Origin of the sequence: Capnocytophaga sp. oral taxon 902 (assembly GCF_013394735.1) — a bacterium.
Classification (GTDB): domain Bacteria; phylum Bacteroidota; class Bacteroidia; order Flavobacteriales; family Flavobacteriaceae; genus Capnocytophaga; species Capnocytophaga ochracea.
In genome coordinates, this window is the sequence record NZ_CP058261.1 from 1,021,833 (window position 1) to 1,036,005 (window position 14,173).

Genomic DNA, 14,173 nt, shown 5'->3' on the forward strand with positions numbered 1-14,173 from the left:
TTTAGCTTGCTCCTATTTTAGCTTTAAGGTCGTTTATTTGGAGCTCCCAAAGCTGTTTAGCTTCTTCTATTTCATTAGGGAGGGCAAAATCAGTAATGATAAGGGAGACTTCTTGAGTCATATCATTCACATTGATTTTAATTTCGAAATAAGTAGAAGCGTCGTTATCGTCTTCCCAATGGAAACGAATATGGTCGTCCAACTTTTTGCGCAATATCTGAGCTGCTTCTTCTACTCCATTCCATACAAAAGTGTAGATTTCTTCATTAGCGCGCACATCGTCGGCGTACCACGAAGCGAGACCTGCTGGGGTAGAGATGTATTGATAGAGCAATTGCGGAGAGGCGTTTACGGTAACTTCTAATTGATATTTTTCTTTTGTTTGCATAGACAAATAGGGTATTATTACACTGTTTGATGGGCGCAATATACAACTATTTTTTGAAATAGCAAATTATTTTACCCCTTTATCACCTGTGCGAGTTGCTCCACGAATAACGCTGAGGGTTTGTTGAGTAATACCTAATAGAGAAGCTATGTGCCCTAAGGGGGCACGCAGAAGTATTTGAGGATAAGTGTGCAAGAGGAGGTCATACCGCTCTTGGGCAGTTTGGAATTTTATAGTATGTAGACGCTCTGTAAGCGATTTGATGGCTGACACTAATAGGAATCGCATTAGGCGTTCGAGTTCTTGATGTTCGTTTATTACGCGTTCTACTTCGGGGAAAGAGGCTACCCATACTACACTGTCTTCCAGCGTTTCTAAAGAGAAGAGTGAAGGCTGGGAGAAATAGATATTTTCTACGGGAAAATAAAACATTTGTTCCAAAAGGAAGGTGTGGGTAATGTCTTTATCTTCTTTGTTATAAAACAGGCGCAAGAGCCCCTTTTCAACATAAAACAATTGTTTGGAATGTGAGCCTTCTTTGAGCAACAAGTGGTATTTTTTGTACTCTTGTTGCTCAAATAGGCTATTGATAAAAGCAAGTGTCTCGGTGTTGATTTGAGTTTCTTGGTGTAAGTACTCGGTGAGCGTCATTTTTAGGGTATGGCTATTGCATATTTTTAGCCTCGATGCTAAGAGTAGCGTGAGGTACTGCCATAAGGCGACGTTTATCGATGAGTTTACCTGTTACACGACAGATGCCATAGGTTTTGTTTTCGATACGGATAAGTGCATTCTTGAGGTCGCGTATGAACTTTTCTTGACGAATAGCCAATGCGGTATTTTCCTCTTTGCTAGTTACCTTAGAGCCTTCTTCAAAGGCTTTGAAAGTCGGAGATGTATCGTCGGTACCATTAGTGGCACTGTTCATATATGAACTCTTGATAAGCTCTAAATCGGTTTGTGCTTTTTTGATTTTTTCTTCTATAAGCGCTTTAAATTCTTCTAATTCCTTATCGGAATAGCGCACTCTGATGTTTCCTTCTTCCATAAAAATTATAGTACTTATTTAAATTGGGGCGTAAAATTAGTATTATTTTCAGAACTACCAAAATAAAAATGTTATTTTTTTTATTTGGGATTATTATTTCTGATAAAAACGCACCCAATCTACGTACATTCTTACCGGTTTGGTAAAAGGTTTTACTTCGCCTACCCAGCTACCGCCTAATTGCATATCGATGCGCAACATATAGGGGCGAGCAAAGGGGAATTGCCCTTCACTTTCTTTCCCGAGCACACGTGCATAACTAAAAGTTTGTTTGCCGTTTACATAAAAGCGCAATTCATCGGTGTCGAGCTCTACGGCATAGATATTATAATCATCGGGGTTGATAGGAGCTGTAGCGGTGCTTTTAGGAGTTTTATTACCTGCTTTGGTGTAAGTGGAGTGTACCGTATGGTGTACAAAAGGCTCGTAATTGAGTCGTTCGACGATGTCTATCTCACCGCCCGTAGGCCAAGGAGCATTGGGTACCATCCAGATAGCAGGCCAGGCTCCTTGAGTGGCTTCGAGCTTACAACGGATTTCTAAGCGTCCTTTTTCGAAGTATTTTTTGTCCTTGGTAGAAACACCCCCAGTGATATATTTAGACTTGTCTTTGGCGGGGTCTGTACTGGGTTTGCCTAAGAGGATAAGATTGCCATTCTTTATCTCGAACAAGCTAGGGTCTTGACTCATTGTTTTGCACCAATCAGCATCCGAATCTGGGCACCCCCATATTTTTGACCATATACCGGTAGCAAAGATATTGTCGCGATTAAAATCGTCTTCCCAAACTAATTTCCACCCTCCTTTTTTTAAATAATCGTTATTTTCTTTTGTTGAAGGGTCTTCCTTTTCTTGCTGAGAGCAGGCTATGCTAATGCTCATCACACATAAAATAATAAATATGTTTTTCATTTTAATACTGTTTTTATTAAATGTAAATATAAAGGCAAAGGTACAAAATAATTTTTTATTAGCAAAAAGAAGAAGTGAGGCCTTAGGCCTTAGGCCATAGGCATTAGGGGGAGAAGCGACGGTCATTATTGTTGTATAAACACCCGCCCTCGCGGACTTCTTTCAAAGGGAGAATGCGGTAACGGAAAAGCTACGGGCGATTAACTTTGGCAAAGGAGCGAGCCGCAAAAAGTGACATATCGGAGCTATCGGAAGGAAACGGAGAGATTCGGAAGGAGTGATTTAGGATAGAGGTAAAAAATGAGCTGTAAGATGGGTGGGGTTAGCTTATAGAGAGCTTATAGGAAGCTTATACGAATCTTGGACGATTGGTATAGAAAGGGTATATAAGCAATTGATTCATAGTATAATACAACAAGGCTAAAAATGGTAAAAACGGGGTTTCGAGGCGAAAGAAAGAGGAATCCTCACCCCGTTCACATACTCTCCTATTCGGAGACTTCTCCCAAGGAGAGGGGGTGTAGTGACGAGTAGAGAGCGACGAAAAAGGGGGAATGTGGCGAGTCTTTTATTCGGTAAGCCCCCGAACCCCGAAGGGGGACAAGCTGGAAAAAGGTGACAAACCTCACCCCTATCACATACTACGTTCTCGCGGGGCACATACCCAGCTGTTGCTGGCTACCTCAAAGAGGGAATTGTAGTGACGGAAAATCAAAAGAAACCTCCCCCTAGCCCCCTCCAAAGGGGGAATGTAGGGACGGAAAAACGACTATGAGGTTGTAAATCAGAGATAATCATTCCTTAAAATTTTGATTCACACTGATAATTTTCTTACATTTGTGCGCTTTCGCAAATTGTGAAATTTGCTCATTTGCTAATTATGCCCTACCTTTGCGCTTTATTACTCACTATGACAATAGATTTTGAACATAAACAGTCGGCGCACTGTGAAAATGGAGTAGCTTCTAATTTGTTGCACTTCAATGGAGTGGAACTGAGTGAACCGATGGTCTTTGGGATTGGGTCGGGACTGTTGTTCTTCTACTTTCCTTGGATAAGAGTGAACGAAGCACCTGCTATTAGTTACCGCACAATGCCGGGACACATTTTCAGCAAAGTAGCCAAACGCTTAGGATTTAAGGTGAAACGCCAAAAATTCTCTTCTGCTGAAAAAGCAGAACAAGCCCTCGACGACAATCTTGCCAAGGGTATCCCTACGGGTTTGCAAGTGGGGGTGTTCAACCTACCTTATTTCCCCGATGAGTACCGCTTTCATTTCAACGCGCACAACCTTGTAGTTTATGGCAAAGAAGACGGCAAGTACCTTATCAGCGACCCTGTGATTCCTTATACTACAACGCTTACACCTGAGGAGCTCACCAAAGTGCGTTTTGCCAATGGCGTATTGGCACCCAAAGGACACCTCTACTACCCTACTCATTTACCCAAAGAGCTTCAGTTGGAAAAGGCAATATGGAAGGGTATTAAGCAGACGTGCAGTACGATGCTCGCTCCTGTGCCCATAGTGGGTGTAGCAGGAATTAAGAAACTCAGCAAGGATATACTGAAATGGCACCGCAAGAAAGGTGCAAAGACTACCAATCACTACCTCGCTCAGCTGATACGTATGCAGGAAGAGATAGGTACTGGGGGTGCGGGATTTAGGTTTATCTACGGTGCTTTCTTGCAAGAAGCAGGCAAACTCCTAAAAAACGATGCCTTATTAGAGCTCTCCAAAGAAATTACGGATATAGGTGATGCGTGGCGCGACTTTGCAGTAGCCATAGCCCGCGTATACAAGAACCGCAGCACCCAAGCTGATGTGTATAACGCCCTCTCACAGCAGTTGTACACCATAGCCGAGCGGGAAGAAACGTTTTTTAAGAAGCTTCGGAAAGTGAAGAAATAGGAATAATTTAATTAGGAAAAATAGTTTTTATGATTTATCTTTGCCAAAAAAAATAATAAGAAAATGTCTAAGAAAATAGAAGCAAATACTGATTTGTGGGTATATGATTTACTTAAAGAAGCTGGTATTACACCTACAGCACAAGGAAGTTCCATACTAGAGATAGATAAGGCTCTAAAAACTGCCTCCAAGAAAAAAAATGGAGAAAAAGGCAGTCCTGAATATATTGCTACAGTAAAAGATTTTTTACTTGTAATAGAAGATAAAAAGGACACTACTTTACATGTAAAACGAAATGAGAATAATCTTATTGCTCAAGATATAAATGGAACCATTAACTATGCTTTGAACGGGGCTTTGCACTATGGCTTGCATCTTATCAAGAATACCTCATATAAAAAAATCTTAGCTTTTGGAATTTCAGGTGATGAAAAAAGACATCGAATAACTCCTATTTTTATAAATGAACGAGGAGAATATAAAGAATTAGAAGATGTGGAAACTTTTACATTATTCAATGAAAAAAACATTGAAGAATATTATATTCAAAGTGTTGTAAAAGAAAAAACTACACAAGAAAAAACTACAGAAGAAATTCTTAAAGATGCTAAAGTATTACATAAAGATTTGAGAGATTATGGTAGTATTCAAGATAAAGACAAACCTTTGATTGTATCAGGTATTCTCCTTGCTCTCAATGAAGTAAAATTTGGCAGTTTTTCAATTAATACCCTTACAGGGGATAGTATGAAAACTGATGGAGAAAAAATATATGATGCTATCGCAACTAACTTGGATAGAGCTCGAGTTTCCCCATTAGTAAAAAAAGACAAATTGCTAAGCCAATTTACGATTATTAAGGACACTAAAGCCATTAACGAAATAAATACCTCTTTAGGTAAGACACCCTTAAAACACTATACAGAATTTTTAGATTCTAATGTTTATCATAACATGAAATATATTTCTTCAGCTGAAGATTATATAGGAAGATTTTATAGCGAATTTATGTCCTATTCAAGTGGTGATGCCCAATCTTTAGGCATTGTTCTTACTCCTAAACACATTACAGAACTTTTTTGCGAACTCATTCAACTGAAATCCACTGACACAGTGCTTGATCCCTGTTGTGGTACGGCGGGTTTTCTCATTTCAGCAATGCACTATATGTTGCAACAAACTCAAGATGTACAATTACAGGCTAATATCAAAAAACAACAATTACATGGATTAGAGATGCAACCTTATATGTTTACTATTGCTACCACTAATATGATTTTACGAGGGGATGGAAAAAGTAATTTAGAACAAGAAGATTTTTTAAAACAAAATGCTCATCAACTACAATTAAAAGGTTGTAATATAGGAATGATGAACCCACCTTATTCACAAGGTTCAAAAACAAATCCAACCTTGTATGAAATAGCTTTTACGGAACATTTATTAGACTCTTTAACTATCGAGGGAAAAGCTATTGTAATTATTCCTCAATCGGCTGTGACAGGAAAAACAAAAGAAGAGAAAGAAATTAAAAAAAATATTCTCAAAAAGCATACTTTAGAAGGAGTTATTACTCTTAATAGAAATACGTTTTATGGGGTAGGTACTAACCCTTGTATTGCAATTTTTACAGCTGGAATACCTCACTATAAAAATAAAATAGTTAAGTTTATTAATTTTGAAAATGATGGTTTTGAAGTTCAAAAACATATAGGACTTATTGCAACTCAATCGGCAAAAGACAAAAAACAGCATTTGCTTGACGTATGGTTTGATAGGCAAGAGGCAGAGACAAAATTCTGTGTAGAAACTACCATTGAGGCTGATGATGAATGGTTACATTCTTTTTACTATTTCAATGATGAACTACCTGTAGATGATGATTTTGAAAAAGTAATAGCTGATTACCTTACTTTTGAAGTGAATATGATCACTCATGGGCGAGCTTATCTTTTTGAAGAAAAAAATAAACTATGAAAGAAGCGTTAAATTTAAACAATAGAAAGTGGAAATCCTTTAAAGTAAGTGATATTTTTTATATCTTTACAGGAGCTTTACTTAATAAAGAAGAAATGCAGGAAGGTAATATTCCTAGAATAACAGCTACTGATATTAATAATGGAGTAGCTCTTTTTACTAATAGAGTAGAAAGTAATAAATTTAGAACTTTTGAAAATTTCATTAGTATCTCTTTTTTAGGGAGTGTATTTTATCAAAAAAACCTTTCAAGTCTTGATATGAAAATACATGGTATTTCTCCAAAAGGATACAATTTAAATTCTTATTCAGCAAAATTTTTAATACCCATAATAAAGAAGTTCGCTTTTAAATATCATTATGGTTATCAATTATCTACTTCTATATTAAGGAGACAAAAAATGTTATTACCCATAAATAATGAATCTCTCCCAGATTGGCTTTTTATGGAAAATTATATAAAGCAAAAGGAATTTACTTTTAAAAAGCTTTTAACCACATATTACACTCATAAAAATCTTAACATTACCATTATAGACCAAAATTTGAAAGACAAACAATGGAAATCATTTTTTATAGGTGGTGAAGATGGGGTTTTTGATATCAAAGCTACAAAAAGTGGTATAGACAAAAATAAACTTTCCATAATAGAAGGAAATACCCCATATATTACTCGTAGTAACATTGATAATGGTATCCAAATGTTTGTAAATAAGCAAAAAACAATATACCAAGCAGATGAAGGAAATGTTATTACTATCGGCTTGGATACTCAGACTGTTTTTTATCAAGAAAATCCCTTTTATACTGGACAAAATATTCAAATTCTAAGAAATCCTTATCTAAACAAATATATTGCTTTATTTATAATTCCTTTATTGAAGTTACAAATGCAAAAATTCTCTTGGGGTAGTAATGGAGCTACTTTAGGAAGATTAAATAGAACAAAGATTCTTCTTCCTGTTAATGAAAAAGGGAGTCCTGATTGGAATTTTATGGAAAACTATATAAAACAAAAAGAACAAATAAAGATAAATAGTATATTAAATCACTATAAGAAATAACCTATAATAATGAATAAAATCAACCTTTTACTTTTATTAGGCGTTGTCGCTACAAGCTGGTCGCAACAACAGCAAACTCTTGAAAAAGGGTGGAAATTTACCCGTGAGGATAAACCAGTGTTCTCACAAACCAATTACAACGATGCGAAATGGCAACGCGTAATCGTGCCCCACGACTGGGCTATCTATGGTCCTTTTGATATGGAAAACGATATCCAGCGCACGGCTATCAAGCAGGACGGACAAAAAGCGGCTATTGAACACACAGGGCGTACGGGAGGGTTACCTTTTGTAGGCGTAGGTTGGTACCGCACGCAGTTTAACGTGCCTGAACTTACGTCCGATAAGCAGGTGTTTGTACAGTTTGACGGGGCGATGAGTAACCCCGAAGTATTCGTAAACGGACAAAAAGCGGGTGAATGGCACAACGGCTACAACACTTTCTTTTTGGATATCACTCCTTACGTAAAAGCCAATAACAACACTTTGGCAGTGCGACTCAACAACCTCACCCAGATGTCGCGTTGGTATCCAGGGGCAGGCTTGTACCGCAATGTGCATATTATCACTAAAAACAAGACGCATATCCCTATTTGGGGCGTACAGATTACCACCCCCGAAATAACAAACAACTTCGCCAAAGTAGTAGTAAATACTGAGTTTGTAGCTGATAAGAAGACTTCTGTTGTGGCAGAAACTGTTATTTTCAATAATCAAGGTGAAAAAGTAGCGTATGCTAATACCAAAGCGACTCCTTACACTACCGATAAGATTTCAGCAGAACTGTATATTGATAATCCTCACTTGTGGGACATCGGCAAGCCTTACCTCTATAAAGCGGTTACCAAGCTCTATGAAGGTGATACGCTGAAAGATGTGGTAACCACTACCTTTGGGGTGCGCTCTATCGAACTCAAGCCTAACGATGGTCTGTACCTCAACGGACGCAAAATCAAAATACAAGGGGTGTGTATGCACCACGATTTAGGTCCGCTGGGCGGGGCAGTAAATGAGAGTGCTATACGCCGACAAATACGCATTATGCAGGATATGGGTGTGAATGCTATCCGCACTTCGCACAATATGCCCGCGCCTGAATATGTGCGCGCTGCCGATGAAATGGGTATGCTACTCGCCGTAGAGAGTTTCGACGAATGGGCTATCCCCAAAGTAGAAAACGGTTATCATTTGTACTTCAAAGACTGGGCTGAAAAAGACCTTACGAACCTTGTAAAACACTACCGCAACGACCCTAGTGTGCTGATGTGGTTCATCGGGAATGAGGTGGAAGAACAGAGTGTAGAAAGTGGCTCACAAGTAGCGCGCTATTTGCAAGATATCATCAAAAAATACGATAGTACCCGCCCCGTGAGCAATGGTATGGATAGACCCCACGATGTACTTAAAAACAATATGGCAGCAACGATGCAGTTAATGGGCTTCAACTACCGTCCGTTTAAGTACAAAGAGGCTTACCGCAAGTTGCCACAACAGCTTATTTTGGGTAGTGAAACGGCTTCGACGGTGAGCTCGCGTGGAGTGTATAAGTTCCCCGTAGAGCGCAAATCAATGGCTAAATACCCCGATATGCAATCGTCATCTTATGACGTAGAACACTGCGGTTGGTCGAACTTGCCCGAAGACGACTGGATACATCAAGAGGATTTGCCTTATACCATAGGAGAGTTTATCTGGACAGGTTTCGACTATCTCGGCGAACCTACTCCTTACTATGTAGAATGGCCTTCACATAGTTCCTATTTTGGAGCAGTAGATTTGGCTGGGCTACCCAAAGACCGCTTCTATCTCTACCGCTCACATTGGAATAAGGAAGCCGAAACCTTGCATATCCTGCCTCATTGGAATTGGGAAGGGCGCGAGGGTGAAGTAACTCCTATCTTCGTTTATACTAATTATCCTTCTGCCGAATTGTTTATCAATGGCAAGAGTCAAGGAAAACGCAGTAAAGACCTCTCTATAAAATTAGAAGAGGAAGAAAAAGACGGCAATCCTTCAGATTTAGAACGTCAGAAACGTTACCGCCTAATGTGGATGGATACTAAGTACGAACCTGGTACTGTGAAAGTAGTAGCTTACGATGCTAATGGTAAGGCAGTAGCCGAAAAAGAAATACGTACCGCTGGCAAGCCTTATGCTTTGCGCCTTAGCACTGAGCACAAAACAGTGCTTACCCCTAATAGTAAAGACCTCGCTTTCATCACCGTAGAAGCGGTAGATAAGGACGGTAATTTATGCCCAACAGTGAATGACCTTGTGCAGTTCAGCGTTAAAGGTGCTGGCTTTTATAAAGCAGCTGCCAATGGCGATGCTACTTGCACCGACCCATTCCACTTACCTAAAATGCACCTTTTCAATGGAAAATTAGTAATGATGGTACAAGCAGGTGAAAAAGCAGGCGAAATTAGTATTGAGGCAAAAAGTAAAACGCTAAAAGGAAAGATTTCAGTAGAAGTTAGAAAATAGAACATAGAAATTAGATGCTGTTATTTTTATATGTTTTGCCAAAGGACAAGAGCCTTTGGCAAAGTTTTTTATAGTAGAGGTAGAGCTGAGAACAATTGGTGCATTAACAAAAATATTGTATCTTTGTACTTTCATCTACAAATCGTCCACTTATGAACTACCGTCTTGCCTCTCCCGCCGATGCGCGCAAAGTAGCCACTGTGCTCACCGATGCTTTTGCTAACTACAATATGTATCGCGCGGTGCTCAACTCTTTTTTTACTACCGATAGCAAGTATATCGACTATCTGAACAAATTGCATTATGTGCAAGTGATGAGTAATATCCGTAAGGGTTATTGCTTGATAGCCGAAGAAAACGACGAAATTATAGCCGTTGCCGTGATGCAATCGTTGCGATACACTCGTATTACCCTTTGGGATTACCTACGCTCAGGAGCTTTTGCGCTTTGGCGTTATGCCAAACCCACTCAATGTTTCTTGCCTTTCTTAGACAAGAGTAGCGAGCACGCCAAAAAACAAACTTCTGAAAACAGATGGTATTTAGAGAGTTTTGTAGTGAGTCCCGCGTGGCAAGGCAAACACATAGGAGGTAGATTTTTAGACGAAGCCGTTTTGCCTTTAGTAGCACGTGAAGGAGGTAGCCAACTTAGTTTGGTTACTAATACCGAAACAAATGTATCTTTCTACCAAAAACACGGTTTTGAGCAAATTCACCAAACCAAAATAGGAGGCGTAGATGTTTGGACGATGCTGGCGGAAGTGAAGAGTCGCTATAAAACACCTGAGAACCCTGATTAGAAGAGTAACTTGGTACTTTGAAACTTTTTTTCTACTTTTGCACCAATATTAACCATTTACCATTCATCATTAATTATTGTTTTATATGAAATTCAACGAGTACAAACACTTAGACCTTACTAAGATAGCAGAAGAAATATTGGCTTTCTGGAAAGCCGCCAACATCTTTGAGCAGAGTATCACCTCACGCGAGGGCGCTATTCCGTTCGTGTTTTTTGAAGGACCACCGTCTGCCAATGGCGTACCTGGTATTCACCACGTGATGGCGCGCTCTATTAAGGATATTTTCTGCCGTTATAAAACTCAGAAAGGATTTCAAGTAAAACGCAAAGCAGGGTGGGATACTCACGGCTTGCCTGTAGAACTTGGGGTAGAGAAAGAACTCGGCATTACCAAAGAAGATATAGGCAAAAAAATAAGCGTAGAGGACTATAACAAGGCTTGTAAGGAAGCCGTGATGCGCTATACCGATATCTGGAATGACCTTACCGAGAAAATAGGCTACTGGGTGGATATGGAAGACCCTTATATCACCTATAAACCCAAATATATGGAAAGCGTGTGGTGGCTTTTGAAACAGCTGTACAACAAACAGTTGCTCTACAAAGGCTACACCATTCAGCCGTATTCGCCTAAGGCAGGAACAGGCTTATCGTCGCACGAACTCAACCAACCTGGTTGCTACCGCGATGTGAGCGATACTACTGTTGTGGCACAGTTTAAAGTGCGTCAGTTCCCAGAAAAGTTGGCTAAACACTTTGAAAGTATAAAAGAACCTATTCATATCCTCGCTTGGACGACCACCCCTTGGACATTGCCTTCAAACACTGCACTTGCTGTGGGCAAAGAGATTGAGTATGTACTCGTAAGAACCTACAATCAATATACTTTTGAGCCGATAACAATCATCATCGGTAAACCGCTTTTAGCAAAACAATTCGGCAAGAAATTCGTAGAGGGCGATGCTGCAGCCTTAGCAGCTTATACGCCTGAAAGCAAGACAATTCCTTACCAAGTATTAGGAGAATGCAAAGGCGCTGACCTCGTGGGTACTACTTACGAGCAGCTCATTCCTTGGTGCACTCCTGCCGAGAATGCTGACCAAGCTTTCCGCGTGATTGCAGGCGACTTTGTTACCACCGATGAAGGTACCGGTGTTGTACATATCGCTCCTACTTTTGGTGCTGATGACGCCCGCGTATCCAAAGAATATGGTATCCCTCCAATACTTGTGAAAGATGCTCACGGCAATTTGATTCCGTTAATAGATTTACAAGGAAAATTTATCACAGGGCACAATATTCCTGAGGCTTTTGCCGGCAAATACATCAAAAATGAGTATTACGATGCAGGGCAAGCGCCTGAAAAATCGTGGGATGTGAGCTTGGCGATTCTCCTAAAAGAAGAAAACAAAGCCTTCAAAGTAGAAAAATACGTACACAGCTATCCGCACTGCTGGCGTACAGATAAACCCGTGTTGTACTATCCGCTCGACTCGTGGTTTATAAAGGTTACTGACTTCAAAGACCGTATGTTCGAGCTCAATGAAACCATCAACTGGAAACCTAAAGCTACTGGTGAAGGGCGTTTTGGCAACTGGCTTAAAAATGCTAACGACTGGAACCTTTCGCGTTCGCGCTATTGGGGTATCCCGCTACCTATTTGGCGTACAGCCGATAAACAAGAGGAAATCTGCATAGGTTCGGTAGAAGAACTAAAAGCCGAAATACAAAAAGCTATCGCGGCAGGAGTGATGACAGCCGACCCTTATAAAGATTTTGTAGTGGGCGACAACTCCGAAAGCAATTACGACAAGGTAGATTTACACAAAAATATCGTAGATAACATAGTGCTCGTATCGCCTTCGGGCAAGCCAATGCACCGCGAAACCGACCTTATCGACGTATGGTTCGACTCTGGCTCTATGCCGTATGCACAATGGCACTATCCTTTTGAAAACAAAGACTATATAGAAAAACATACCGCTTATCCAGCCGACTTTATTGCGGAGGGGGTAGACCAAACACGCGGTTGGTTCTATACACTTCACGCAATTGCTACTTCGGTATTCGATAGTGTGGCGTACAAAAACGTAGTATCGAACGGATTGGTGCTCGACAAGAACGGACAAAAGATGTCGAAACGCTTGGGCAATGCGGTAGACCCCTTCACTACCATAGCCGAGTATGGTGCCGATGCCACTCGCTGGTATATGATTTCTAACGCAAACCCTTGGGATAACCTCAAATTCGACTTGGAAGGAGTAGCCGAAGTGCGCCGTAAATTCTTCGGTACGCTCTACAACACTTATTCATTCTTTGCACTCTATGCCAATACCGATAGCTTCACTTATGCAGAAGCCGATATACCACTGGCTGAACGCCCTGAAATAGACCGCTGGATACTTTCGGAACTCAATACCCTCATTAAAGAAGTAGATGCGCTCTATGCTGAGTATGAGCCTACCCGTGCTACGCGTGCTATTTCCGATTTTGTACAAGAAAACCTCAGTAACTGGTACGTACGCCTCTCACGTCGTCGTTTCTGGAAAGGAGAATACGAAACTGATAAGATAGCCGCTTACCAAACCCTTTACACCTGCCTCATAACCATCGCCAAACTGATGGCGCCTGTAGCACCTTTCTATGCTGATAGATTGTACAAAGACTTGGTGAGCGTTACCGGTAAAGAAAACAAAGAGAGTGTACACCTCACCGATTTCCCAGTAGCTAATGAAAGCTACATTGATAAATCATTGGAAAGCAAGATGCAGAAAGCGCAGACTATTTCGTCCTTAGTACTATCGTTGCGCAAGAAAGAAAGCATCAAGGTGCGTCAGCCATTGCAAAAGATAATGATACCGATAGCCAACGCCACTGAGCGCGCTGAAATAGAAGCCGTAGCAAACCTCATCAAGCACGAGGTGAATGTGAAGGAAATAGAACTCTTGGAAGATGCCTCAGGTATATTGGTAAAACAAATCAAACCGAACTTCAAGACCTTAGGACCTAAGTTTGGCAAGGATATGAAAGCTATAGCCACAGCGGTACAAGAATTTGGTCAGCAGGAAATATCACAGTTTGAAAAAGCACAAACGTACAGCTTGCAACTGCCCGACAAAACGGTTACTTTGAGTTTGGACGACGTAGAAATCAGCACCCAAGATATAGAAGGCTGGTTGGTAGCCACCGCTGGCAGTCTGTTGGTAGCTTTAGATATTCACATCACTCCTGAACTGCGCCAAGAGGGTATCGCTCGCGAGCTGGTGAACCGCATTCAGAATATCCGTAAGGACAACGATTACGACATCACCGACCGCATACAAATACGCCTTCAAGCGCACCCTGCCCTACAAGCAGCCGTTACAGCCAACGAAGCCTATATCAAGAACGAAACCCTTACTGATAGCATCACTTTTGTAAATAGCCTGCCAGAGGGTGAAGAAATAGCCTTTGACGAAGTAACAACAAGAATAGTCGTTAGTCGGTCGTAGCACGACAAGCTGTTAAACACTTTGCCAATATCTCTAGATTTTGACAAAGTGATAAGAAAAGCGCGATGTTTATTATTTTAAACATCGCGCTTTTTCAT

At 40.5% G+C, this 14,173-nt stretch carries 10 protein-coding genes; 6 read left to right on the top strand and 4 right to left on the bottom strand.

Annotated features, from left to right (window positions below):
• Nucleotide 1: 1 nt before the first annotated feature.
• From HW278_RS04265 to HW278_RS04280, 4 genes are all read right to left on the bottom strand, one after another.
• Nucleotides 2-388 (bottom strand): START-like domain-containing protein, encoded by a 387-nt coding sequence (locus tag HW278_RS04265; protein ID WP_002673936.1) that lies wholly within the window; start codon nt 386-388, stop codon nt 2-4.
• A gap of 66 nt (nt 389-454) precedes the next feature.
• Complete coding sequence (locus HW278_RS04270) at nt 455-1,039, bottom strand: Crp/Fnr family transcriptional regulator (protein ID WP_002673935.1); 585 nt, start codon at nt 1,037-1,039, stop codon at nt 455-457.
• Between the two features lie 13 nt (nt 1,040-1,052).
• Nucleotides 1,053-1,436 (bottom strand): TraR/DksA family transcriptional regulator, encoded by a 384-nt coding sequence (locus HW278_RS04275; RefSeq protein ID WP_002673934.1) that lies wholly within the window; start codon nt 1,434-1,436, stop codon nt 1,053-1,055.
• A gap of 93 nt (nt 1,437-1,529) precedes the next feature.
• Complete coding sequence (locus HW278_RS04280; RefSeq protein ID WP_178977029.1) at nt 1,530-2,348, bottom strand: glycoside hydrolase family 16 protein; 819 nt, start codon at nt 2,346-2,348, stop codon at nt 1,530-1,532.
• A gap of 910 nt (nt 2,349-3,258) precedes the next feature.
• Between HW278_RS04280 and HW278_RS04285 the strand changes: the two genes are divergently transcribed.
• The 6 genes from HW278_RS04285 (at nt 3,259) to ileS (ending at nt 14,075) form a co-directional block, all read left to right on the top strand.
• Nucleotides 3,259-4,257: a BtrH N-terminal domain-containing protein gene (locus tag HW278_RS04285; RefSeq protein WP_178977030.1), complete on the top strand. Its 999-nt coding sequence runs from the start codon at nt 3,259-3,261 to the stop codon at nt 4,255-4,257.
• Between the two features lie 63 nt (nt 4,258-4,320).
• A complete protein-coding gene (locus HW278_RS04290; protein ID WP_009418598.1) occupies nt 4,321-6,234 on the top strand; it encodes a class I SAM-dependent DNA methyltransferase in 1,914 nt (637 codons plus the stop codon).
• Nucleotides 6,231-7,298, top strand: coding sequence for a restriction endonuclease subunit S (locus HW278_RS04295; RefSeq protein WP_178977031.1), 1,068 nt, complete (start codon nt 6,231-6,233; stop codon nt 7,296-7,298). The genes HW278_RS04290 and HW278_RS04295 overlap by 4 nt, the downstream gene beginning before the upstream one ends.
• A 9-nt stretch (nt 7,299-7,307) precedes the next feature.
• A complete protein-coding gene (locus HW278_RS04300) occupies nt 7,308-9,782 on the top strand; it encodes a DUF4982 domain-containing protein (protein ID WP_178977032.1) in 2,475 nt (824 codons plus the stop codon).
• Nucleotides 9,783-9,934: 152 nt separating this feature from the next.
• Nucleotides 9,935-10,582 carry a GNAT family N-acetyltransferase gene (locus HW278_RS04305; RefSeq protein WP_178977033.1) on the top strand — a complete coding sequence of 216 codons (648 nt, stop codon included), beginning with the start codon at nt 9,935-9,937 and terminating at the stop codon, nt 10,580-10,582.
• A gap of 85 nt (nt 10,583-10,667) precedes the next feature.
• The gene (ileS, locus tag HW278_RS04310; RefSeq protein ID WP_178977034.1) at nt 10,668-14,075 is read left to right on the top strand and encodes an isoleucine--tRNA ligase; all 3,408 of its coding nucleotides are present in this window, start codon (nt 10,668-10,670) and stop codon (nt 14,073-14,075) included.
• Nucleotides 14,076-14,173 lie beyond the last annotated feature (98 nt).

Coding starts and splice junctions, on each gene's coding strand:
- HW278_RS04270 (WP_002673935.1), bottom strand. CDS start 1,039: ATGACGCTCACCGAGTACTTACACCAAGAAACTCAAATCAACACCGAG.
- HW278_RS04300 (WP_178977032.1), top strand. CDS start 7,308: ATGAATAAAATCAACCTTTTACTTTTATTAGGCGTTGTCGCTACAAGC.
- HW278_RS04290 (WP_009418598.1), top strand. CDS start 4,321: ATGTCTAAGAAAATAGAAGCAAATACTGATTTGTGGGTATATGATTTA.
- HW278_RS04280 (WP_178977029.1), bottom strand. CDS start 2,348: ATGAAAAACATATTTATTATTTTATGTGTGATGAGCATTAGCATAGCC.
- HW278_RS04285 (WP_178977030.1), top strand. CDS start 3,259: ATGACAATAGATTTTGAACATAAACAGTCGGCGCACTGTGAAAATGGA.
- HW278_RS04295 (WP_178977031.1), top strand. CDS start 6,231: ATGAAAGAAGCGTTAAATTTAAACAATAGAAAGTGGAAATCCTTTAAA.
- HW278_RS04305 (WP_178977033.1), top strand. CDS start 9,935: ATGAACTACCGTCTTGCCTCTCCCGCCGATGCGCGCAAAGTAGCCACT.
- HW278_RS04275 (WP_002673934.1), bottom strand. CDS start 1,436: ATGGAAGAAGGAAACATCAGAGTGCGCTATTCCGATAAGGAATTAGAA.
- ileS (WP_178977034.1), top strand. CDS start 10,668: ATGAAATTCAACGAGTACAAACACTTAGACCTTACTAAGATAGCAGAA.
- HW278_RS04265 (WP_002673936.1), bottom strand. CDS start 388: ATGCAAACAAAAGAAAAATATCAATTAGAAGTTACCGTAAACGCCTCT.